Here is a 21,509-nt window from a genome sequence, read left to right on the forward strand (position 1 = left end):
GATGGCGGCTCGGGCTCTATTGAGACGGGGCCGACGCCCGCAGGCCGGGGGTGGCTCGTGCGGTGAAGGTGAATGTGCCGGTCTACCTCGACAAAACAAGACGGGATCGCTCCGCTCCAAGAGCACCCCCCAGCCCTCTCAGCGCGGAACAATCCCGTCTCTGCCCAATGTAACGGAGCGGTCTCAGCACCTGTTCCCTCAGATCCCATCTTTTTTCGTGACTTGAGTCACTTGCGGCTTTTGCTTGGCACCGACATGTTCTCGATATATCGTTGAGGCATCGCGTAACACTCTGGAGGATGACATGAGCAACGCACACGCCGCGGGTGGCCCCTGGGCCCACCCTCACGAGTTCCACCGGGAGATCCGCAACCTCAAGGCCGCGCTCAAGGAGAACCTGCGCGGCTTCGCCGCCACCTGGGAGACGCCCGGCGGCGGCCCCCACGACCACCGCCATCGAGGCCACCGAGGCCGGGGCGGTCCCTGGGGCGGCGGCCCGGGGTTCGGGCCCGGCGGGCCCTTCGGACCGGGCTTCCCGTTCGGGCCGCGCGGCTTCGGGCGGGGGCGCAAGGCCAAGCGCGGCGACGTGCGCGCCGCCATCCTGGCCCTGCTGTCGGAGGAGCCGCGCAACGGCTACCAGATCATCCAGGAGATCGCCGAGCGGTCGCAGGGCGGCTGGAAGCCCAGCCCCGGCGCGGTCTACCCGGCGCTCCAGCAGCTCACCGACGAGGGGCTGGTGCGCTCGGAGGAGGCCGACGGCCGCAAGACCTTCACGCTCACCGACGCCGGCCGCGCCTACGTCACCGAGCACCAGGACGAGGTCCGCGCCCCGTGGGAGGAGATGACTCCCGACATCGGAGACAACGTCCACGAATTGTTTGATTTGTCACGCCAGGCCGCGTCCGCTTTGTTCCAGATCGCACAGACTGGGAGTGAGAGCCAGGTGCGTCAGGCCAAGAAGATCCTGGCCGAGACCCGGCGCAAGCTCTACCAGGTCCTGGCCGACGGCGACACCGACGAGGAGTAGTGACCCGTCATGACCGCTGACCGTCTCCCGCCCATCGTTCCGGCCGCCGCGATGCGGATCGGCGACAAGGAGCGCGACGAGGTGACCGTCTTCCTGCACGACGCGTTCGCGCAGGGGCGGCTCACCCGCGAGGAGCTCGACGAGCGCCTCGACGTCACGCTCGCCGCCAAGACCGCCGGCGACCTGGGCGCCGTCCTGGCCGACCTGCCCGGCGGGCAGGGCGTCGGCGCGCCCCCGGCGCCCAGGGCGCAGACGCCTCCGGGGATCGACATGGGCAACTGGGGATACCACCTGGCCCGTCCTCCGCACGCCCGGATGCGGCGCGGGCCGGGGATCGGACCGTTCGTGCCCTTGATCGTCGGGGCGCTGATCGCGATGATCCTTGTGGGTGGCGTGTTCACGGTGTTCAAGGTCCTGTTCTTCCTGTGGATCGTCTCGCTGGTCGTGGGGGCGGCCACACGGCGTCATCACGGGCGCCGGGCACCCACGCGGTTCAGATAAGGCGTCGCACGGGGGAGATCGAGATTGCGGTTCCCGCGGGTCAAAGCGGAGCACCGCCCGTTCCGCACCGCCGGGGGGACCGTCCGGATCGGCGGCGAGATCTACGGCCTCGCCGCCGAGATCGACGACCCCGGGGGCTGGGTCTGGGCGGCGCTGTCGCTGCTCGACGGGCGGCGCGGGCCCGAGGCGGTGGCCGCCCGGCTGATCGTGATGTTCCCCGAGCTCAGTCCCGACGAGGCGCGCGGCGTGGTCGACGACCTGGTCGGCTCCGGCTATCTGGAGGAGGCCACCGCTCCCCCGCCGCGCGGGCTCACCCCGCGTGAGGTCGACCGCTACAGCCGCAACCAGGCCTTCTTCCGGGGCGTCGACCTGGTGCCCGGCCACAGCGCGTGGGAGACCCAGCTCGCCCTGAAGCGGGCGCGGGTGGTCGTGGTGGGGCTCGGCGGCACCGGCAGTCACGCCGCCTGGGCGCTGGCCGCGATCGGCGTCGGACGGCTCCACTGCGTCGACCCTGACCTGGTCGAGTTGTCCAATTTGAACCGGCAGCTGCTCTACACCGAGGCCGACGTCGGGCTGCCGAAGGCCGACCTGGCCCGCGACCGGCTGGGCGAGGCCAACAGCGACATCGTGGTCACCTCGGCCCGTCACCGCGTCACCGGCGAGGCCGACCTGCGATCACTGGTCGACGGCTACGACGCCCTCGCCCTCTGCGCCGACGAGCCCAGGGGCGAGGGCATCCGCGTCTGGGCCAGCCGGGCGTGCGCGGCGGCCCGGGTGCCGTGGGCTGGCGGCGGCTACAACGGGCCGCTCGTCACCGTCGGCGTCTTCGACCCGCCCAAGGGCGCCTGCTACGAGTGCGTCGCCGCGGCCGAGCAGGCCCACCGGCCCGAGGGCGGCATCCCCGATCTGGGCGGCCCCGGCGTGACCGGCACGTCGGCCGGCATCTCCGGCCATCTCGTCGCGCAGGCGATCATCTCCCTGGTCACGGGCGTGCCCGAGGTGGCGCCGGGCTACGTCCACGGGATCAATCTGCTCTCGCCCGACCACCACGTCTACGCCCGCCACCCCGCCCGCGCGGGATGCCCGACGTGCTTTGGGCCTTGACGGCTGCGACGGCCGCTTTACGATCACCTCGTGTCGGGGAACCGGGACGGAAGGTAACGGGATGAAACAGTCGCAAAACGACGCCACGCCCAGTACGCCCGTCAGACGGCAGATCACCATTCGCCGCCTGGAGCGTAACGAAACAGCCATCTGCAGCAACTCGTACGGGAACTGACCACCACTTCGGGCCGGCGAGCGGCGCGGGTCGCCGGACCGTCAGGAGGATGTGTGCGGGAGATCGTGCAAGGCGCACCCGGGGTCACACTCGACCGGACGGCGTACACGACCGAGTTCTACGGCCTCTACCGCGAGATGGAGGGGGTGCTCTGGAAGCTGGAGCGGGCCCAGCACTTCCACGAGCCCTACAGCCCGAGCTGGGTGGCCTGGTCCGAGGGCGACTGGGACCGGGCGATGGAGCTGATCGAGGAGTCGGCCGGGGAGTTCGCCGCCGACGTGCCCGATTCGGTGGAGCTGCGGCGGTTGCGGATCGCCGAACGGCCGCTGACGGCGTACCTGCGATGGGAGCTGCAGGTGCTGAAGGCCCGGGCCAGGGCGGGTGAACGCACCCGCGTGCTCGACGCCGGAGCGGTGCGGCACCTGGAGCGGGCGGGGCCGCTCCCGGAGATCCTGATCCTGTCCCGCGACCTCATGTACGAGGTCCGCTACGACGACATCGGGGCCCATGTCGGCGGGCGGCGGATCGTCGAGCGCGACGTGATCGCGGCCTGCCTGGCGGAGCTGGAGACCCTCTACGGGCAGGCGGGCGACCTCGACCCCTGGCTGGCGGACGCTACCCCATCTCCTCCAGTTTTCGACCCTTCGTCTCCTTCACGATGAAGACGACGAACAGGTAGGACAACGCGGCGAACACGGCGTAGAAGAGGTAGGTCAGCGCCAGGTTCCAGTTCGCCAGCGGCGGGAACGTCACGGTGATCACCCAGTTGGCCAGCCACTGGGCCGCCGCCGCGACCGACAGCGCCGCCGCCCTGATCCGGCCGGGGAACATCTCGCCCAGCAGCACCCACACGATGACCCCCCACGACAACGCGAAGAACAACACGAACGCGTTGGCCGCGATCAGGGCGGCGGCGCCCTGCGCGGCGGGGAGCTGCACGACCCCGTCGACGCTGAAGCTGTAGCTGAACGACCACGACGCCACGGCCAGCGCGATCGCCATGCCGGCCGACCCGACCAGCAGCAGCGGGCGGCGGCCGACCTGGTCGACCAGGGCCATGGCGATGAACGTGCCGACGATGTTGATGATCGAGCTGGAGAAGCTGATCAGCAGCGAGTCCGACTGGGTGATGCCGACCGACTGCCAGAGCACCGACGAGTAGTAGAAGATCACGTTGATGCCGACGAACTGCTGGAAGACCGACAGGACGATGCCGGTCCAGACGATGGGCAGCAGCCCGAAACGGGGTCCGCGCAGGTCGCCGAGCCGGGGGCGCCGCCGGGTGCGCAGCACGCTCCTGATCTCGGTCACCCGTTCGTCGAGGTCGACGTGGTCGCCCTCGATGTCGCGCAGCACCTCGCGGGCCTGCCCTTCGCGCCCGGCCGCGACCAGGTAGCGGGGCGATTCGGGGATGACGCTGGCGAAGACGAGGAAGACCAGTGCGGGCACCAGGCAGGCGCCGAGCATCCACTGCCACGCCTGCAGGGGGCCCAGGGCGTTGTTGACCTCTCCCCCGGCCCACAGGTTGACGGCGAAGTTCACCAGCTGCGAGACGGCGATGCCGAGCACGATCGCGAGCTGCTGGAACGACCCGAGCCGCCCCCGGTAGGCGGGCGGGGCGACCTCGGCGATGTAGGCGGGCCCGAGGACCGAGGCCATGCCGATCGCGGCGCCGGCCAGCACCCGCCAGAAGGCCAGATCCCAGATCGCGAAGGGCAGCGCCTGCCCGACGGAGCTGACGGCGAAGAGGATCGCGGCCAGCCGCATGGTCTTGGTGCGTCCCCACCGGTCGGCGAGGCTCCCGGCGAACCAGGCCCCGACGGCCGAGCCGAGCAGGGCGATGGCCACCACCACGCCGATGGTGACCGGGCCGACGTTGAAATAACGCTGGATGCCCACGACGGCGCCGTTGATCACCGCGCTGTCGTAGCCGAACAGGAATCCGCCGATGGCACCGGCCGCCGCGATGAACGTGACGTAGCCGAGACGCTCCTGCCCTCGCGCGGCTACCGGTGGACCCCCCATGCAGCCTACTTGCCCCACAATTACGGCAAGTAGCGCAATGGCTACACTAAGGGGCCATTACCGGATTCGTACTCTGCTTTTCAGGCACACAGTGCAGTGCTGCACCACGACATTGCCGATGCGCTCGGTGTCCTGCCAGTCATGACGCAGGTGGAACCATGGCCGTCTCGCTTGACGTTCATTCATGAGTGATCGCAAGTTCACGCTCTGTCGTCTGCCCCGATCGTAGGGCCTCCTAGAGGACCCTGGGGGTGACGAACGTGTCGCTCCCGTGAAGCCCCGATCACAACCGGGGATCGACGGGCTCACACTCCAGGGCGAGCACGGAGAAGACCGCCTCGTGAACGCGGTGAAGCGGCTCACCGGCCGCCAGTCGCGACAGTGCCTCAATGCCCAGGCTATGTTCCCGCAGCGCCAGCGACCGCTTCCGGCCGAGGAAGCGCCTGCGCAGCTCGTCGAGCGACTCCAGGTAGTCGGGGCCGTAGATGATGCGCAGGTACTCGGGCCCGCGCACCTTGATCCCCGGCTGCACCCGCCCGCCGGGGTGGGCGACCGGCTTGACCACCATGCCCTCTCCGCCGTCGCCGGTGAGCGCCGTCCACCACTCGACCGCCGCCTCGCGCTGGTCTTCCTTCTCCAGGTCCACGTACGTGTGCCGCGTCGCGGTCACCAGCGGATGGGAGACGGCGGCGAGCCGGTCGAGGTGCCAGTCGTGCGGCCGGGTCACGGCGGTGGCGCCCTCGGCGCAGGCGAGGATCTGGAAGGGCGCGAACCGCAGGCCCGAAACCCCCGAGACGGGCTCGCAGTAACGGGCATAGGCCTCGCGGAACCGGGCAGCGTTGATCTCGCGGCGCCGGGTGCGGTCCAGTATCGATCCCACATCCAGGCCACGCCCGGCCGCCGCCTCCAGCGCCGCCACCGCGACCGGCAGCGCGGCCCCGGCGGCGGCGCCGACCGAGGCGTACTGGCTGCGGATCAGCTCGCCGGCCTTGGCCGACCAGGGCAGCAGCTCGCCGTCGAGCACCAGCCACGGGGAGTCCTCCAGCAGGGGCGTGAAGGCCTCGCGCAGCCCGGCCACGAACTCCTCCTGGAGGTCGCCGAAGAAGGGGCGGCCGGTCCTGGTGAAGATCGTGCCGGCGCCCTCGACGCCGAACTTCGCCTGGGCGTCCTGCGGCGTGCGGGCCAGCACGACGATGGCCCGGGAGCCCATGTGCTTCTCCTCGCACACCACCCGGGTCACCCCGGCGGCGGCGAACTCCGCGAAGGCCTCGTCGGGGTGTTCGAGGTAGCCGTCCTTCTTCGAGGTCTCCGGCGGGGCCATCGTCGGCGGCAGGTAGACCAGCCAGCGGGGGTCGACCGCGAACCGGCTCATGATCTCCAGGGCGGCGGTGGCGTTCTCCTCCCTGATCTTGATCGTGCCGGTCGAGGTCTCGACGTAGCGGTCGCCGGTGACGTCGCCGATGTCGAGCACGTCGGGCTCGCGGCCCCGCGAGGTGAGCGGGCGGGCCGGTTCGTACCAAACCCGCTCGGCCGGGACGGAGACGAGTTCCTTCTCCGGATAGCGCAGGGCGGTGAGCCGTCCGCCGAAGACGGCGCCGGTGTCGAGGCAGATGGTGTTGTTGACCCACTCGGCGTGCGTGGTCGGGGTGTGGCCGTAGACGACCATGGCCCGGCCCCGGTACTGCTCGGCCCACGGGTAGCGGACCGCCAGGCCGTACTCGTCGGTCTCGCCGGTGGTGTCGCCGTAGAGGGCGAACGAGCGCACCCGGCCCGAGGCGCGGCCGTGGTAGGCCTCCTTGAGCCCGGCGTGCGCGACCACGAGCCGTCCGCCGTCGAGGACGTAGTGGCTGATCAGGCCCTCCATGAAGGCCTTGGCCCGGCTGGTGAAGGCGTCGTCTTCGCGGGCGAACTGCTCCAGCGACGTCTCCAGGCCGTGGGCGACCCGGACCTTGCGGCCGTTGAGGGCGCGTACCAGCTTCTGCTCGTGGTTGCCCGAGACGCAGAGCGCGGCGCCGCGCTCGACCATGCCCATGACCCGGCGCAGCACCCCCGGGCTGTCGGGCCCCCGGTCGACGAGGTCGCCGACGAACACGGCCGTCCGGCCGCCGGGGTGGACGCCGTCCTCGTAGCCGAGGGTGGCGAGCAGGGTCTCCAGCTCCGAGGCGCACCCGTGCACGTCGCCGATGATGTCGAACGGCCCGGTCAGTTCGGTCTTGTCGGTCCACGCCTTCTCGTAGGCGATCACCGCGTCGTCGATCTCGTCGCCGCGCAGCACGTGGACGCGGCGGAACCCGTCGCGCGAGATCTTCGACAGCGACTTGCGCAGGTCGTTGCGCTGCCTGCGGATGACGTGGGCGCCGAAGTCGCGGTCGGGCCGGACGGCGTTGCGGGCCACCGCGACCTCCTCGGGCACGTCGAGCACGATCGCGTCGCAGAGCACGTCGTGGCTCTTGGCCAGCGCGACCAGCGCCTGCCGTGCCTTCCACTGGACGTTGGTCGCGTCGACCACGGTCAGCAGCCCGCGCCGCAGCCGCACGCCGACGATGTGGTGCAGCAGGTCGAACGCCTCGGGCGTGGCGGCCTGGTCGTTCTCGTCGTCGGCGACCAGCCCCCGGCAGAAGTCGGAGGAGATGACCTGGGTGGGTGTGAAGTGCCGGCGCGCGAAGGTGGACTTGCCGCTCCCGGACACCCCGACCAGCACGACCAGCGACATCGCCGGGACACGGATCTCGGTCATGCCTGGGCCTCCTTCGTGAACACGGCCATCTGGGTGGGCGAGCCGACCTCGGGGTCGTCGTCGCCGACGGGGCGGTGTTCGACCTGGTAGCCGTACCGTCCGGCGACGCCGCCCGCCCAGTCGCGGAACTCGGCGCGGGTCCACTCGAAGCGGTGGTCGGGGTGGCGCAGGCCGGTCAGGTTCTCATAACGCGGGTTGTATTCGGCGTTGGGCGTGGTGACCAGCACGTACGTGGGCTTGGCCGTGCCGAACACCACCCGCTCCATGGCCGGCAGCCGGGGCGGGTCGAGGTGCTCGACGACCTCCATCAGGACGGCGGCGTCATATCCGGCGAACCGGGCGTCGGTGTAGGTGACCGACCCCTGGAACAGGTCCACCCGCTCGCGGGTCCGGCTCCCCATTCGGTCGAGCCTGAGCCTGCGCGCGGCGATCATGAGCGTGTGGGCGGAGACGTCCACCCCGGTGATCTTCGGTACGCCCTGGTCGAGCAGGGCCGAGATGAGCTGCCCCGACCCGCAGCCGAGGTCGATGACGCTCCGCGCCTGGAGCTCGGCGAGCGTGGACACCACGGCGTCGCGGCGGAGGGTGTTGAGCGGGATGCGCACCTCCTCCTCGGCCGGCGGCTCCAGCGTCTCCTCCTCGTCGTCGCCCACCTCGGCCAGCCGCGCGAAGGCGGCCCTGGTCAGCGCGGTCCGGCGGTTGAGGAACCGCCGGGTGATGAGGGTGAGGTCGGGATGGGCCGCCAGCCAGCCCTCGCCCGCGCGGATCAGCTTGTCGACCTCGTCCTCGGCGATCCAGTAGTGCTTGGCGTCGTCGAGGACCGGCAGCAGGACGTAGAGGTGGTTGAGCGCGTCCGCGAGCCGGAGCTCGCCCTTCAGCGTGAGGGTGACGTAGCGGGAGTCGCCCCATTCGGGGAAGGCCGGGTCGAGCGGGATGGGATCGGCGGTGACGTCCCAGCCCATGGGCTCGAACAACCGCCGCGCCAGCGTGGGGCCGCCCCGGCACGGCAGCGCCGGCAGGACGATCTCCAGCGGGATGGCGGCCTGGGCCAGCTCCGGCCGGGCGTCGCACCGCCCCGCCCTGGCGGTCCGGAACACCTCGGCCATGGCGGTCGACAGCAGGGAGGAGGCGGCGTAGGGACGGTCGTTGACGTACTGGCCGAGACTGAAGTCGGGGGTGCTCTTGCCGCGGGTGCGCGCGAGCCGCACCGGATCGACGTCGAGCAGCAGCGCGGCGGTGCAACGCTGGTCGGTGGCCTCGGGATAGAAGACGTGCGCGACCCCGAACGCCCGTGGGAACCGCTGGACTCGATCTGGATGCTTGTGCAGGAGGTAGCCGAGATCGGTCGCCGGTTCACGGGTGGTGGAGATGGTCAGCAGCACAGGGAGAAGTGTGCCTTGCCGAAATACGCGGGAGCGACCGGGTTTCCCCTGACCGCTCCCGCTTTGCCGGTAGGAGTCGAGCCTCGGATGCCGAGCCGGACGGGGACCTGGTCTCCGACCATCCGGACAGGCAGAGGTCACGACTCGCGGATCCCACGTGCGCCAAGTGCAGGGTCGGGCGGCTTACGCCGCCCGAAATTTCGGTATATGCAGCTCCACGCGGCTGGACGGTCAGACGTGGGGCATGACCTCGCGGGCGATCAGGTCGAGGTGGTCGAGGTCGGACAGGTCCATGACCTGCAGGTAGACGCGCTCGGCGCCCAGTTCGCCGAATCGGCCGATCTTGTCGACCACCTCCTCCGGCGTGCCCGCGAGCCCGCCCGACCGCAGTTGCTCCGGGCTCTCCCCGATCGCGGCGGCGCGGCGGGCCACCTCGGCCTCGTCGGCGCCGACGCAGACGGTCTGGGCGACGGAGTAGATCAGCGAGCGGCCGGTCTCCGCGCTGGCCGCCCGCACCCGGGCGAAGCCCTCGGCGACGTCGTCGAGGGAGCGGAACGGAATGTTGTACTCGGCCGCGTAGGTGGCCGCCAGCCTGGGGGTCCGGGTGGCGCCGAAGCCGCCGATGATGATCGGCAGGGGGTTCTGCACCGGCTTCGGCAGGGCCGGGGAGTCGGTGAGCCGGTAGTGCGTTCCGGCGTACGAGAACGGCTTCTCGGCCGCCCACAGGCCGGTGATGATCGCGAGCTGTTCCTCCAGGCGGTCGAAGCGCTCCTTCACCGGCGGGAAGGGGATGCCGTAGGAGTGGTGCTCGGCGTCGTACCAGCCGGTGCCCAGACCGAGCTCGATGCGGCCGCCGCTCATCTGGTCGGCCTGGGCGACGCTGATCGCCAGCGGGCCGGGGAGGCGGAAGGTCGCGGGCGTGACGAGGGTGCCGAGCCGGATCGTCGCGGTCTCGCGGGCCAGCCCGGCGAGGGTCAGCCAGGCGTCGGTGGATCCCGGCCCGGGGTCTCCGGAGCCGATGGCCTGATAGTGGTCGGATCGGAAGAACGCGTCGAACCCCAGCCGCTCGGTCGCCTGCGCGACCGCGAGCAGATCGTCGTAGGTCGCGCCCTCCTGGGGCTCGGTGAAGATCCTCAACTTCATTCGGCCATTATCGCCGTCCGGCCCTTGCTAGGGTCCCTTGCGGATAGTAGTCGTCGCGCGACGCTCGGTGGTGAATCAGGTGGACTCCGCTCCTCGGCCCCGCCCCGTGGGCACGCCTCCGCGCGCCCTCGTCCTGGCCGCGGCGACCGCGCTCGTCGGGGCCACGGCCGCCGCCCTGGTGCTGCTCCCCGCCGAGCCGCTGCCCGAATGGGCCGCGCCGGTCACCCCGCCCGTGGCCGCCGCCCCAGCCGTCGCGGTGGCCCCCAAACCCGAACGGACCGTCCCCTATGTGACGTTCGTCGACGCCATCCGCGCCGAGGGCGGGATCTCCCGGGCGCCGTCCTACCTGGTCGGCCACGTCAACGCCACCGGCTGCCTCCCCACGTGGAGCGGCCTGCCCGCCTCGGCGAAGAAACCCCTGGTCTCGACCCTGCACAAGACCGGCCGTCCCGTGGGCCTGTCGTTCGGCGGCCCCCGGGGCGCCGAACTGGCCGCGACCTGCGCGGGCCCGGCCCGGCTGCTGCGCGCCTACCGGTCGGTCCTGAAGGCCTACCGCCCCGAGCTGATCGACTTCGAGGTCACCGACTCGGCCGACCTCGCCACGACGGGCCGCCGCGCCGCCGCGATCCAGCGCCTCCAGGAGGAGGCCCGCCGCGTCGGCTCCGAGCTGATGGTGACGATGACCCTCCCCGCGACCAGGTCGGGCCTGTCGATCGCCGACCGGGCGATGCTCAGGGCCACCCGCGCGGCGGGCGCCGAGATCGGCAGGGTGAACGTGCTGGTGCCGTTCAGCCCCGGCGCCCGCGACAACCTCCGCGCCCTGGCCGACGCCGCCCACGCGACCAACCGCCAGCTCACCCGCCTGCTGAACCGTCCGGCCTGGCCCCACCTGGGCCTGACCCCGGTCCTGGCCAGCGCCGACGACCTGACGGTCGCCGACGCGAAGACCCTGGTCGCCTTCCAGACCAAGAACAGCCTGGGCGAACTGTCGGTCAGGGGCGCGACCCCGGCCGAAGCGGTCGCCCAGATCCTGACCGCCCCGCGTCAGTAGCGGAAGGGCACCTCGATCGGGGTGCCCGCCCTCCGGCACGCCCCCTCGACCGCCACCAGCGCCGCCGCCAGTGCGGTGGTGTCGCCCGCTTCGGCGGCCAGCACGGCGTCGTCCATCACGGGGGCCACGTCGCCGTTGGCGGCCTGGACGGCGCGGTCCATGTGGCGCAGGGCCGGGGTGAGCGCGGCGCGGAGTTCGCCGCTCGTGACCCGGGCGGCCGCGCGGAGGTCGTCGGCGGCCAGGGCGAACTCCAGGCAGGCGGCCGCGTTGACCTGATCATGCGGCCGGCCGCCGGGGGCCTCACCGGTGGCGGTGCCACATGCGGTCAGGGCCAGGACGAGGCCCAGTAAGGCGGTGCTCCTCATGAGGCTCAGGGTTGTCCCACGCGGGGAGCCGACCGCCGTTACTGACCGGATTGGTTGGCGCACCAGGCGCACAGGCATCCGGAGGGCTTGACTGTTATCCGAATCCACGTCCCGGACATAGGTGGGTGTCAGGCCGAGAGGGAGGCGGGATGCCGGAGCACGTGGCGAGGTTCACCCGGCTTTTCGACGCCTGCTACGAGCCTGTGCTGCGGTACGCGGCGCGCCGCGTCGGCGGCGACTCCGCGGGCGACGTCGCGGCGGAGACGTTCGTGGTGGCCTGGCGCAAGATCGCAGATCTCCCCGTCCGCGACGACGAGGCGTTGCCGTGGCTCTACGGCATCGCCCGCAACCTCGTGGCCAACGAGCAGCGCCGGGAGCGGCGCAGCCGAAGGCTGGTGGCACGCCTGATGAGCGTTTCGTGGGCGGGGAGGGACACGGCCGGGGATCACGCCGACGACGCCGTCGCCGCGTCGGGCCTGGAGCAGGCCTTACGACGGCTGTCGCCGCAAGATCAGGAAGTCCTGCGGCTCATCGGCTGGGAGGATCTGTCGATCTCCCACGCCGCTCTGGTCCTGGGCTGCACACCCGCGACCATGGCGGTCCGCGCGCAGCGAGCGCGACGACGGTTCCTGGCCGCCCTCGACGATCTCCAGGTGCGGCCGGAGGCCGCCGCGAAGGAGAGAAGGACATGACGACGGAGTTCGACGACGTGAAACGCCTCATGGCACAGCTGGATCCGGTGCCGGCCACGATGTTCGACGGCGTCGCGCGGCACCCTCGGTCGCGCGCGCTCCTGGCCCGGATCCTCGCTCCCGCATCCGAACCGGCGGCGGCCTCCCTGCCCACCCGACGCCGGGCACTCGGCCTGGCGGGAGCCGCGGCGCTGGCGTCGGTCGCGGGCCTCGTCACGTTCAGGTCCCTCGACGGGGTGGACGTCTCCCGGCCGCCCACCGTGGCGATGTTGCACTACGACCTGGTGAACGGGAGGGCTGAGTTGAACGGCACACCGCCCGCCGCTGACGCGGTTCTGCTGAAGCTGGCCGATACGGCCGACCGCCAGCCTGTCACGTCCGTGCCGGCCCACGCCGCGTTCGCATACGTGCAGTTCAACGCGTGGTACCTCAACGTGGCGGTGGCTCAGGGGCAGGCCGGCACCGCGGTGGTTCCCACCGTCGTGGAGCAGTGGACGCCGCTCTCGCGCTCCGGCACGGCACGACGCCGCGAACACCGAGCCGAGCCGGTCGTCATCGGATACGGAAACCCCGAGACGGCGGCCGCGGTGACCGGCGGCTCCCCCGTGTCCGACGAGGTCTTCCCCGCCGGCTCCCTGGCCGGGCCGGCCGCGGAGAGCCTGCCCCTGGAGGCCGGGCACCTCCGCCGGGCCCTGCTCGGAACGGGACCGGTTCCCGCGGACGTCCCCGACGGGTACCGGCTTGTCCGAGCCGTCATCGACCTGCACAGCGAGCAGATCGTCTCGCCGCGGCTGTCGGCCGCGCTGTGGCGGATGCTGGCCGGCCAGCCCTTGGCCTACCTGGGGACGACCGTCGACCGGGCGGGGCGCGCCGGTGAGGCGATCGCCTTCGAGGCCACGGTCGGGCTCCCCAGGAGATGGGTGCTCATCATCGATCCGACGTCAGGGCGCCTCAACTCCTGCGAGGAGATCCTGACGACGGATCCGGGGAAGCTCAACGTGACGGTCCCCGCGGTGATCGGCTACACGCTGTTCCTGCGCCAGGGCTGGGTGCCGGACGACCGGACGGCGGCGCGGCCTTAGGACACTAGGCCCTGACCAGCAGCGCGACACACTCCACGTGGTGCGTCATCGGATATTGGTCAAAAGCGCGGATGTCCGCCAGTTCGTACCCGAGCTCCCCGAACCACTTGATGTCCCGCGCCAGCGTCGCCGGGTCGCACGACACGTACACGACCCGCGAGGCCCGCAGCCCCGCCACCCGGTCCACGACCTCGCGTCCCAGCCCCGCCCGAGGCGGGTCGGTCACCACCAGGTCGGCGCGTTCGATCTCCAGCCGGTCGAGGGCCTCCTCCACGCGGCCGCGCTCGAAGGAGACCTGGGCGACGCCGCGCAGGTTCCAGCGGGCGTCCTGCACCGCCTGGGCCTCACTCTCGATGCCCAGGACGGCTCCCGACGGGCCGACCGCCTCGGCCAGGCCGGCGGCGAACAGGCCGGCGCCGCAGTAGAGGTCGAGGGCCCACTCGCCGGGCTTGGGCCGGGCGAAGTCGAGGACGGCGTCGAGCAGGGCCGCCGCCGCGCCCGGGTGGACCTGCCAGAAGCCGCTGGCCGAGACGCGGAAGTCGCGCTCGCCCACCCGTTCGGTGAGGGTGCCGTGGCCCTGGAGGACGCGGGTGCCGCGCCGGCCCTCGTCGAGCATGACGCTGGCGTCGATGTCGGGGATCCGCACGTCGCGGTGGGGTTTGGGGGTGACCACGACCGCGCGGTCGCCGCCGGTCGAGGCGATGAACTCCACCGAGGAGGCGCCGCGCCAGCCCTCGGTGGCGACGCGCAGTTCCTCGATCGTGGGGTCGGCGATCAGGCAGTCGGTCACCGGCTCGACGTCGTGGGACCGGTGGCGGCGCAGGCCCAGGAGGCCGTCGCGGCCGGTGGCGTACTGGACGCGGGTGCGCCAGCCGAGGCCGTCGGGCGCGCCGGGCACCTCCTCGACCGTGATCTTCCGGTCGATGCCCGCGAGGCGGGACAACTGTTCGGCCACCACGTCGGCCTTCAGGCGCCGCTGCGCCTCCAGGGAGGCGTGCTGCCAGTCGCAGCCGCCGCACCGGCCCGGCCCGCTGAAGGGGCAGGGCGGGGTCACCCGGTCGGGCGAGGGTTCCAGGATCTCCACCGCGTCGGCGCGGAGGAAGCGGGCCGTCTCCTCGGTGACGCGGGCCCGCACCCGCTCTCCGGGAAGCGCGTGCCGGACGAACACCACCCGCCCGTCGTGCCGGGCGACGCACCATCCGCCATTGGCCACCTGGCCCACCGTCAGTTCAAGCATCCCTCCATCATGCCTTGGACTGGCCGTCGGACCGACCGGACGAAGATCCATAGGGCCGTCGCACGGATCCCGGGGCGGCCGGTTCGATCCGGCCGATGACCCGGTCGGCCGACTGGAGCTGCCACGGCACGCTGGTGACCATGACCCCGGGCTTGAACAACAGTTTGGCCTTCAGCCGCAGCGCGCTCTGGTTGTGCAGCAGGTGCTCCCACCAGCGGCCGACGACGTACTCGGGGATGTAGACGGTCACCACGTCGCGCGGGGAGCGGCGGCGCAGCGACTTGACGTACTCGAGGATGGGCCGGGTGATCTCGCGGTAGGGCGAGTCGAGGATCTTCAGCGTCACGGGGATGCCGCGCCGGTCCCACTCCTCCTGGAGGCGCTGCGACTCGGCCGGGTCGACGCCCACCGAGACGGCCTCCAGGGTGGAGGGGCGGGTGGCGCGGGCGTAGGCCAGCGCCCGCAGCGTGGGCTTGTGGATCTTGGAGACCAGCACGATCGCGTGGTTGCGGGCCGGGAGCATCGAGGCGTCGATGTCGTCCTCGGGCGCGGACAACTCGGTCGCGACCGCGTCGTAGTGGTGCCGGATGCCCTTCATCATCAGGAACAGCACCGGCATGGCGATGCAGACGATGTAGGCGCCGTGGGTGAACTTCGTGATCAGCACGACCACGAGCACGATCCCGGTCATCACGCCGCCGAACCCGTTGATCACCCGGGCGCGCATCATCTGGAACCGGACCTTGGCGTCGGTCTCGGTGCGCAACATCCGGGTCCAGTGGCGGACCATGCCCGTCTGGCTGAGCGTGAACGACACGAACACGCCCACGATGTAGAGGTTCAGCAGCTTGCTGACGTCGGCGTCGAACGCCCAGATCAGCAGGCCCGCCCCGGCGGCCAGGATGATGATGCCGTTGCTGAAGGCCAGCCGGTCGCCCCGGGTGTGGAGCTGGCGGGGCAGGTAGCGGTCCTGCGCCAGGATCGAGCCGAGCACCGGGAAGCCGTTGAACGCCGTGTTGGCCGCCAGGAACAGGATCAGCGCCGTCACCGCCGAGACCAGGATGAACAGGAGCGTTCCCGGCCCGAAGACGGCCGAGGCGACCTGCGAGATGATCGGCTCCTGGTAGTAGTTCGGGCCGACCGCCGTGCCGTCGGGCCGCAGCAGGCCGCCCGCGACGTGGGCCGGCTCGGCGACCGTCACGCCCGCCTTCAGGCCCAGGAAGATGATGCCGCCGAACATGCTGACGGCGACCGTGCCCATCAGCAGCAGCGTGGTGGCGGCGTTACGGCTCTTGGGCTTGCGGAAGGCCGGCACGCCGTTGCTGATCGCCTCGACCCCGGTCAGGGCGGCGCAGCCCGACGCGAAGGCCCGCAGCACCAGGAAGGCCAGGGCGAACCCGGCCAGGTCCACCTCCTCGGGCACCACGTCGAACCCGGCCGTCGGGGCGCGCAGCTGGTCGCCCAGGACGATCAGCCGGAACAGTCCCCACAGGATCATCCCGATGACCGACGCCATGAAGAGATAGGTGGGGACCGCGAACGCGATGCCCGACTCGCGGATGCCCCGCAGGTTCATCAGCGTCAGGACCACCACGATGAGGATCGCCACGAGCGGCTTGTGGGTGGCCACGAACGGGATCGTGGCGCCGACGTAGTCGACGCCGTTGGCGACCGACACGGCCACCGTGAGCACGTAGTCGACCAGCAGCGCGCTGGCCACCGTGAGCCCGGCGTTGGGCCCGAGGTTGACCGTGGCGACCTCGTAGTCGCCGCCCCCGGAGGGGTAGGCGTGCACGTTCTGCCGGTACGACGCCACCACCGTCAGCATGATCACGACGACGCCCACGGCGACCCACGGGCTGAAGTTGTAGGCGGCGACACCGGCGATCGAGAGGATGACGAGGATCTCCTGCGGCGCGTAGGCCACAGAGGAGAGCGCGTCGCTGGCGAAGACCGGCAGGGCGACGCGCTTGGGCAGAAGCTGCCCGTGCAGTTCGGTGCTGCGCAAGGCGCGCCCGACCACAAGGCGCTTGACGAGATCCGTCACCTTTGGCACGACTGAGAAGCCTAGCCGCCCTGACCAGGGACACGGCACGCGGCGGTGCCCGTAGACGGGATACTGTCCCCATCGACGTCTCGACACCGGCGGGGAGCATGCACATCGTGATCATGGGGTGCGGGCGCGTGGGATCCACGCTCGCCCACATCCTGGAGGACAACGGCCATTCGGTCGCGATCATCGATCGTGATCCCCAGGCGTTCCGGCGCCTGCGCGCGGGGTTCCGGGGGCGCCGGGTCACCGGGATCGGCTTCGACCGAGACGTCCTGGAAGAGGCGGGCATCGAGTCGGCCCAGGCCTACGTCGCCGTGTCGAGCGGCGACAACTCCAACATCATCAGCGCCCGCGTGGCGCGCGAGACCTTCGGCGTCGACAACGTCGTGGCCCGCATCTACGACCCCCGCCGTGCCGAGGTCTACCAGCGGCTGGGCATCCCGACCGTGGCCACCGTGCGGTGGACGGCCGACCAGATCCTGCGCCGCGTGCTGCCCGAGGGCGCCGAGCCGCTGTGGCGCGACCCGACGGGCACCGTCGTGCTGGCCGAGGTCACCTACAACCCGGCCTGGATCGGCACCCGCGCCGTCGACCTGGAGACCGCCGTCGGCGGCCGGGTCGCGTTCTTCAACCGGATGGGCGAGGCGGTCGTACCGGCCCAGGACACCGTGCTCCAGGAGGGCGACGTGCTCCACGTCGTCGCCGCGGGCACCCACATGGACCACATCAACAAGGTGCTGTCCGGCACTCCGGCCGAGACCGAGGAGAACTGATGCGCGTCACGATCGCCGGGGCGGGCGCCGTCGGCCGCTCGATCGCGGCCGAGCTCCTCGAGAACGGCCACGAGGTGCTGCTGATCGACATCGACCCCAAGGCCATCAAGATCGACAGTGTGCCGAGGGCCGAATGGCTGCTCGCCGACGCGTGTGAGATCTCCGCGCTCGACGAGGCCGGGCTGAACGCCTGCCACGTCGTGATCGCCGCCTCCGGCGACGACAAGGTCAATTTGGTGGTCTCGCTGCTGGCCAAGACCGAATACGGCGTGCCGCGTGTGGTCGCCCGCATCAACCACCCGAAGAACGAGTGGTTGTTCAACGAGTCGTGGGGCGTCGACGTCGCGGTCTCCACGCCGCGCCTGATCAGCGCGCTCGTCGAAGAGGCGGTCAGCGTCGGCGACCTGGTGCGGCTGATGACGTTCCGCCAGGGTCAGGCCAACCTGGTCGAGCTGACCCTGCCGGAAGACGCGCCCGTGGTGGGCCAGCGGGCCGGTTCGGTGCCGTGGCCGACCGATTCGGCGCTGGTGGCGATCCTGCGCGAGGGCCGGGTGCTGGTGCCCTCGGCCGACGACCCGCTCGAGGCCGGCGACGAACTGCTGTTCGTGGCCAGCCAGGAGGTCGAGGAGGAGCTGAGCCAGCTCCTCGCTCCCCACTGACGGGTCAGGTGGTGGGCTGGGTGGTCCGGCCGCGGGCCAGCATCCAGCCCACCGTGGCCAGCGCGGCCAGGTAGACCGGCCAGCCGAGGGCGACCTTGGCGATGCCGAGCCAGAAGACGTTGCCCGCCAGGTAGAGCGGGATCTGCACGCCCAGCTTGATCAGGCCCGGCAGGGCCATGATCCACGACAGCTTCACGCACAGGTCGACGATGCCCTTGTCGCGGTGCCAGGCGATCGGATCGTCGGGGTTGGTGGCCCCCAGCAGGAAGCCCAGGAACGGCCAGCGCACCAGGATCGACAGGATCATCAGCGCCTCGACGACGGCGATCCAGAGCATGCCGGGCAGGAACGCGTCCTCCGCGTTGCCGCTGCGCAGCGCGAAGAACGCGCCGATGCCGATGCCGAAGAGGCTGTTGAGCACGAACTGCGGCGTCGACCGCTGCACGATGCGGACCAGCAGCAGCACCACCGACAGGGCGACCGAGAGGATCACGGAGAACTTCAGGTCTTCGGTGAAGATCCAGGTCAGCGTGAAGGCGATCGTCGGCACGGCCGCCTCGACGGTGCCCCGCCTGCCACCGAACGCCTTGGCGATCTGGGCCCGCACCACGGCCTCGACGCTCTCGTGGGCGCTCACCGGCGGTGGGGGGGCGGCCTCTTCGGCAGTGCTCACGTGTGGTTCACCGTTCCTCGTCACCCGGTTGGGCGAAGTTCGTACCGCGGGTTGAACATGACCTTGCGACCGTCTTGCAGGCTCACGAGTCCCTCGGCCCGGACCACCCGGCCCGGCTCGATGCCGACGATCTTGCGTCGGCCCAGCCAGACCAGGTCGATGACGTCGGAGCCGTCGTACAGCTCGGCTTCGAGTGCCGGGGCGCCGCCTCGTGGCCGGAGGGTCACCGTACGAAGGGTACCGGCCACGCAGAAACGCTGGCGTTCGCCACACGCCGCGATGGGAGTGGCCCCGTGGCTTTCGAGGTCTTCCCGTAGTTCAGCCGCCTCCAGCTCGGCCTGGCTGGTGGCCAGCCGGCGAAAGAAGCCGCGTAGTCCGCCCTTTTTGACGGGCTCCTGTGTGCTCATGATGCTTCAGCCTAGGCGATGGGCGTCCAGGTGCATAACGGTCCCATATCGACCGGGCAAAAGCGGGAATTCACCGGGTCTCGGTGATCTCCGGGCCTCGTTCGTAGGGGTCGTAGCCCTTGTCCTCCGACTGCTCCTCCAGGGCCTGGCGGGCCTCGGGCGGAAGCTGGAGCGGGATGCCCTCGCGGGGCGCCATCGGCTCGTCGCCCCGGACGACCACGACCTCGCGCACCACGCCTTCGAGCACCGCGGCGGCGGCCGGGTCGACGGCGGCGCGGCCGGTGATCACGGCGCGCAGGAACCAGCGCGGGCCGTCGACGCCGATGTAGCGGATGGACGCCTCGGGGCCGTTCTGCTGCGGCACGACCGCGTGGAGCTCGGTGCCGAAGGGGCCCTCGGCCTCCTTGACGGTGCCCTTGGCCGACTCGACGTCGCGGGTGAGCTCGACCCGCAGGTCGTCCCACAGGCCCGACTTCTTCGGGGCGGCGAAGGCGTGCAGCTGCAGGGCGCTCTCGTGGGCCAGCACCAGCGCGCCGACGATCTGGTCGCCGGCCACCTGGAGCTGGACCTCGAAGTCGGGCCCGATGGGCAGGTGGAGCCCGCCCAGGTCGACCCGGTCGGCCTCGGGGTAACTGTCGGCGGCGTCCCAGGGGCCGGACTCGCGGGCCGGGCCCTCGGGCGCGGAGGCCGGCTGCCGGTCTGGAGTGGGCTCGGACGGGGTCTCGGCCGCGCCGCGTCGGCGTCGGAACACGATGGTCACCTTTCCTATCTGCCGGTGGAGCCGAAGCCGCCGGCGCCGCGCGCCGATCCGGGGAGCCGCTCCACCTCGTAGAACGCCGCCTTCTCGACCCGCTGGATGACCAGCTGGGCGACGCGGTCACCGCGCCGCAGCCGGACGGCCTCCTTGAGGTCGGTGTTGAGCAGCGTCACCTTGATCTCGCCTCGATATCCGGCATCGACCGTTCCAGGCGCGTTGACCAGGGTCACGCCGTGCTTGGCGGCCAGCCCGGAACGTGGGTGGACGAACGCGGCGTAGCCGTCGGGCAGCGCGATCGCCACGCCCGTGCCGACCATGGCCCGCTCGCCCGGGAGCAGCTCGACGTCTTCCGCCGCGTAGAGATCGGCACCCGCGTCGCCCGGATGGGCGTATGCGGGTAGCGGCAGCTCAGGGTCGAGCCGGTGGATCAGCACCTCGACACTCATGGATCGCAACCCTACCGGTTGGGGCCGCCCGGGACGGCGTCTCCCGCGCCTGGTGAGGGCTCTGGTTCGGGCGGGTCGGGTTCGACCGGCTTGGGCGGTTCCACGGGCCGGTCGCGGCGCAGCTCGGGCAGCGCCCGGTAGATCACCGCCGTGACCGGGACGGCGACCACCGCCCCCGCGATGCCGCCGATGATGCCGCCGACCGCCAGCACGATGATGATGGCCAGCGGGTGGAACTCCAGCGCCCGGCCGACGATCAGGGGCTGGAGCACGTGGTTCTCCAGCTGCTGCTCGACCACCAGGACGCCCACGAAGATCAGGGCGTACACCCAGCCCTGGGAGCCGAAGACGACGAGGGTGGCCACACCGCCGGCGAAGAAGATGCCGACGATCGGGATGAACGACGCGAAGAAGATCAGCACCGCGAGCGGCGCCCACAGCGGCACCCGCATCCCGGCCAGCACGATGCCGATGACCAGGGCGTGGACGGCCGCGACCGCGACGGTGCCCAGCACGTAGTGGGACAGGGTGCGCCAGGCGGCCCGGCCGGCCCGGTCGACCCGGTCGGACACGCCGCCGAAGGCCCGCAGGAACCAGGCCCAGATCCGGTCGCCGTCCTTGAGCAGGAAGAACGTCACGAACAGCAGCAGCACGATCGCGGCCAGCGCCTCGACGAGGGCGGTCGCGCCGGTCAGCACGGTGTCGGTGATCTGGCTGCGCTGCTCGTTGATCTGCCGCGTCAGTTCCTCGACGAAGTCGGCGATCTGCGCCTCGCGCAGGTGGAGCGGCCCGGTGAGCAGCCAGGCCTGCACGTCGCGCGCGGTCTGCTGGATCTGCGCCACCAGGCCGGGGAACTCGTCGTTGGCCCGGTTGCCGATCAGGAAGCCGAGGCCGCCGATGAACGCCAGGGCGACGAGCATGGTCGTCCAGGTGGCGTATATCGGCCGGAACCCGGCCCGGCGCAGCCGGCTGGTGATCGGGTAGAGCAGCGCCGTGAGCAGGAACGCGATCGCGACCGGGAGGGTCACGAAGCTCAGCCTGGCCAGGATCATGGCGAAGAAGTAGACGACCACGCCGATGACGATGACCCGCCACGACCAGGCCGCGACGATGTTCAGTGTGGGCGGTACGCTCGCCCGCCGGCCCTTCCCCGGATGGGCATGCTCACGTTCTGCGATCACGCGTCCAGCCTGGCACGGGAACCGGCCGGGCGCGCAACC

Annotated in this window: 21 protein-coding genes; 9 read left to right on the top strand and 12 right to left on the bottom strand. The window is 71.2% G+C overall.

What is annotated here, in order from left to right:
• Positions 1-304 precede the first annotated feature (304 nt).
• From QSK34_RS11490 to QSK34_RS11505, 4 genes are all read left to right on the top strand, one after another.
• On the top strand, positions 305-1,027 hold the full coding sequence (locus QSK34_RS11490) for a PadR family transcriptional regulator (protein WP_285583025.1): 723 nt from the start codon (positions 305-307) through the stop codon (positions 1,025-1,027).
• A gap of 9 nt (positions 1,028-1,036) precedes the next feature.
• Positions 1,037-1,528, top strand: coding sequence for a DUF1707 SHOCT-like domain-containing protein (locus tag QSK34_RS11495; RefSeq protein ID WP_285583027.1), 492 nt, complete (start codon positions 1,037-1,039; stop codon positions 1,526-1,528).
• Between the two features lie 24 nt (positions 1,529-1,552).
• On the top strand, positions 1,553-2,632 hold the full coding sequence (locus QSK34_RS11500; RefSeq protein WP_285583029.1) for a HesA/MoeB/ThiF family protein: 1,080 nt from the start codon (positions 1,553-1,555) through the stop codon (positions 2,630-2,632).
• A gap of 228 nt (positions 2,633-2,860) precedes the next feature.
• Complete coding sequence (locus QSK34_RS11505) at positions 2,861-3,469, top strand: DUF6879 family protein (protein ID WP_285583032.1); 609 nt, start codon at positions 2,861-2,863, stop codon at positions 3,467-3,469.
• Here the strand turns inward: QSK34_RS11505 and QSK34_RS11510 are convergent.
• The 4 genes from QSK34_RS11510 to QSK34_RS11525 all read right to left on the bottom strand — a co-directional run bounded on the left by QSK34_RS11510 (position 3,423) and on the right by QSK34_RS11525 (position 10,094).
• Positions 3,423-4,832 carry a sugar porter family MFS transporter gene (locus QSK34_RS11510; RefSeq protein ID WP_285583034.1) on the bottom strand — a complete coding sequence of 470 codons (1,410 nt, stop codon included), beginning with the start codon at positions 4,830-4,832 and terminating at the stop codon, positions 3,423-3,425. The two genes, QSK34_RS11505 and QSK34_RS11510, sit on opposite strands and share 47 nt — an antisense overlap.
• 283 nt (positions 4,833-5,115) lie before the next feature.
• Positions 5,116-7,569: a polynucleotide kinase-phosphatase gene (locus QSK34_RS11515; RefSeq protein WP_285583036.1), complete on the bottom strand. Its 2,454-nt coding sequence runs from the start codon at positions 7,567-7,569 to the stop codon at positions 5,116-5,118.
• Positions 7,566-8,951, bottom strand: coding sequence for a 3' terminal RNA ribose 2'-O-methyltransferase Hen1 (locus QSK34_RS11520; RefSeq protein WP_285583038.1), 1,386 nt, complete (start codon positions 8,949-8,951; stop codon positions 7,566-7,568). Before QSK34_RS11520 ends, QSK34_RS11515 begins: the two co-directional genes overlap by 4 nt.
• Before the next feature lie 231 nt (positions 8,952-9,182).
• Positions 9,183-10,094: an LLM class F420-dependent oxidoreductase gene (locus QSK34_RS11525; RefSeq protein ID WP_161479053.1), complete on the bottom strand. Its 912-nt coding sequence runs from the start codon at positions 10,092-10,094 to the stop codon at positions 9,183-9,185.
• A gap of 79 nt (positions 10,095-10,173) precedes the next feature.
• On the opposite strand from QSK34_RS11525, the gene QSK34_RS11530 reads away from it, so the two are divergent.
• Positions 10,174-11,145 (top strand): glycoside hydrolase family 18 protein, encoded by a 972-nt coding sequence (locus QSK34_RS11530; protein WP_285583041.1) that lies wholly within the window; start codon positions 10,174-10,176, stop codon positions 11,143-11,145.
• Here QSK34_RS11530 and QSK34_RS11535 read toward each other — a convergent pair.
• Entirely contained in the window at positions 11,139-11,510 is a 372-nt protein-coding gene (locus QSK34_RS11535; protein WP_285583043.1) for a hypothetical protein, read from the bottom strand. The two genes, QSK34_RS11530 and QSK34_RS11535, sit on opposite strands and share 7 nt — an antisense overlap.
• Before the next feature lie 149 nt (positions 11,511-11,659).
• Between QSK34_RS11535 and QSK34_RS11540 the strand changes: the two genes are divergently transcribed.
• Together QSK34_RS11540 and QSK34_RS11545 are read left to right on the top strand one after the other, a co-directional pair.
• Positions 11,660-12,202: an RNA polymerase sigma factor gene (locus QSK34_RS11540; protein ID WP_285583045.1), complete on the top strand. Its 543-nt coding sequence runs from the start codon at positions 11,660-11,662 to the stop codon at positions 12,200-12,202.
• A complete protein-coding gene (locus QSK34_RS11545) occupies positions 12,199-13,284 on the top strand; it encodes a hypothetical protein (RefSeq protein WP_285583046.1) in 1,086 nt (361 codons plus the stop codon). The genes QSK34_RS11540 and QSK34_RS11545 overlap by 4 nt, the downstream gene beginning before the upstream one ends.
• A gap of 4 nt (positions 13,285-13,288) precedes the next feature.
• Here QSK34_RS11545 and QSK34_RS11550 read toward each other — a convergent pair whose 3' ends face one another.
• Both QSK34_RS11550 and QSK34_RS11555 read right to left on the bottom strand, forming a co-directional pair.
• Positions 13,289-14,521, bottom strand: a complete 1,233-nt coding sequence (locus QSK34_RS11550) for a class I SAM-dependent RNA methyltransferase (protein ID WP_285583048.1) — start codon at positions 14,519-14,521, stop codon at positions 13,289-13,291.
• Positions 14,522-14,528: 7 nt separating this feature from the next.
• Entirely contained in the window at positions 14,529-16,577 is a 2,049-nt protein-coding gene (locus tag QSK34_RS11555) for an APC family permease (RefSeq protein WP_285583050.1), read from the bottom strand.
• A 98-nt stretch (positions 16,578-16,675) separates the two neighbouring features.
• Here QSK34_RS11555 and QSK34_RS11560 point away from each other — a divergent pair, with 98 nt between their 5' ends.
• On the top strand, positions 16,676-17,347 hold the full coding sequence (locus QSK34_RS11560) for a potassium channel family protein (protein ID WP_161479046.1): 672 nt from the start codon (positions 16,676-16,678) through the stop codon (positions 17,345-17,347).
• Positions 17,347-18,006 carry a potassium channel family protein gene (locus tag QSK34_RS11565; protein ID WP_030454388.1) on the top strand — a complete coding sequence of 220 codons (660 nt, stop codon included), beginning with the start codon at positions 17,347-17,349 and terminating at the stop codon, positions 18,004-18,006. Before QSK34_RS11560 ends, QSK34_RS11565 begins: the two co-directional genes overlap by 1 nt.
• 4 nt (positions 18,007-18,010) lie before the next feature.
• Here QSK34_RS11565 and QSK34_RS11570 read toward each other — a convergent pair whose 3' ends face one another.
• From QSK34_RS11570 to QSK34_RS11590, 5 genes are all read right to left on the bottom strand, one after another.
• The gene (locus QSK34_RS11570; RefSeq protein WP_285583054.1) at positions 18,011-18,679 is read right to left on the bottom strand and encodes a DUF3159 domain-containing protein; all 669 of its coding nucleotides are present in this window, start codon (positions 18,677-18,679) and stop codon (positions 18,011-18,013) included.
• Between the two features lie 20 nt (positions 18,680-18,699).
• Positions 18,700-19,086: an OB-fold nucleic acid binding domain-containing protein gene (locus QSK34_RS11575; RefSeq protein ID WP_030454390.1), complete on the bottom strand. Its 387-nt coding sequence runs from the start codon at positions 19,084-19,086 to the stop codon at positions 18,700-18,702.
• A 70-nt stretch (positions 19,087-19,156) separates the two neighbouring features.
• Entirely contained in the window at positions 19,157-19,837 is a 681-nt protein-coding gene (locus tag QSK34_RS11580) for a DUF3710 domain-containing protein (protein ID WP_285583059.1), read from the bottom strand.
• Positions 19,838-19,851: 14 nt separating this feature from the next.
• Positions 19,852-20,289: a dUTP diphosphatase gene (dut, locus tag QSK34_RS11585; protein ID WP_030454392.1), complete on the bottom strand. Its 438-nt coding sequence runs from the start codon at positions 20,287-20,289 to the stop codon at positions 19,852-19,854.
• A gap of 11 nt (positions 20,290-20,300) precedes the next feature.
• Positions 20,301-21,470: an AI-2E family transporter gene (locus QSK34_RS11590; RefSeq protein WP_285583064.1), complete on the bottom strand. Its 1,170-nt coding sequence runs from the start codon at positions 21,468-21,470 to the stop codon at positions 20,301-20,303.
• Positions 21,471-21,509: the final 39 nt, after the last annotated feature.

The organism is Herbidospora sp. NBRC 101105 (genome assembly GCF_030269205.1).
Classification (GTDB): domain Bacteria; phylum Actinomycetota; class Actinomycetes; order Streptosporangiales; family Streptosporangiaceae; genus Herbidospora; species Herbidospora solisilvae.

Bases quoted from the DNA above. Each gene is read 5' to 3' on its own strand.
- QSK34_RS11490 (WP_285583025.1), top strand. From the start codon at position 305: ATGAGCAACGCACACGCCGCGGGTGGCCCCTGGGCCCACCCTCACGAG.
- QSK34_RS11495 (WP_285583027.1), top strand. From the start codon at position 1,037: ATGACCGCTGACCGTCTCCCGCCCATCGTTCCGGCCGCCGCGATGCGG.
- QSK34_RS11510 (WP_285583034.1), bottom strand. From the start codon at position 4,832: ATGGGGGGTCCACCGGTAGCCGCGCGAGGGCAGGAGCGTCTCGGCTAC.
- QSK34_RS11515 (WP_285583036.1), bottom strand. From the start codon at position 7,569: ATGACCGAGATCCGTGTCCCGGCGATGTCGCTGGTCGTGCTGGTCGGG.
- QSK34_RS11525 (WP_161479053.1), bottom strand. From the start codon at position 10,094: ATGAAGTTGAGGATCTTCACCGAGCCCCAGGAGGGCGCGACCTACGAC.
- QSK34_RS11535 (WP_285583043.1), bottom strand. From the start codon at position 11,510: ATGAGGAGCACCGCCTTACTGGGCCTCGTCCTGGCCCTGACCGCATGT.
- QSK34_RS11540 (WP_285583045.1), top strand. From the start codon at position 11,660: ATGCCGGAGCACGTGGCGAGGTTCACCCGGCTTTTCGACGCCTGCTAC.
- QSK34_RS11545 (WP_285583046.1), top strand. From the start codon at position 12,199: ATGACGACGGAGTTCGACGACGTGAAACGCCTCATGGCACAGCTGGAT.
- QSK34_RS11550 (WP_285583048.1), bottom strand. From the start codon at position 14,521: ATGCTTGAACTGACGGTGGGCCAGGTGGCCAATGGCGGATGGTGCGTC.
- QSK34_RS11560 (WP_161479046.1), top strand. From the start codon at position 16,676: ATGCACATCGTGATCATGGGGTGCGGGCGCGTGGGATCCACGCTCGCC.
- QSK34_RS11565 (WP_030454388.1), top strand. From the start codon at position 17,347: ATGCGCGTCACGATCGCCGGGGCGGGCGCCGTCGGCCGCTCGATCGCG.
- QSK34_RS11575 (WP_030454390.1), bottom strand. From the start codon at position 19,086: ATGAGCACACAGGAGCCCGTCAAAAAGGGCGGACTACGCGGCTTCTTT.
- dut (WP_030454392.1), bottom strand. From the start codon at position 20,289: ATGAGTGTCGAGGTGCTGATCCACCGGCTCGACCCTGAGCTGCCGCTA.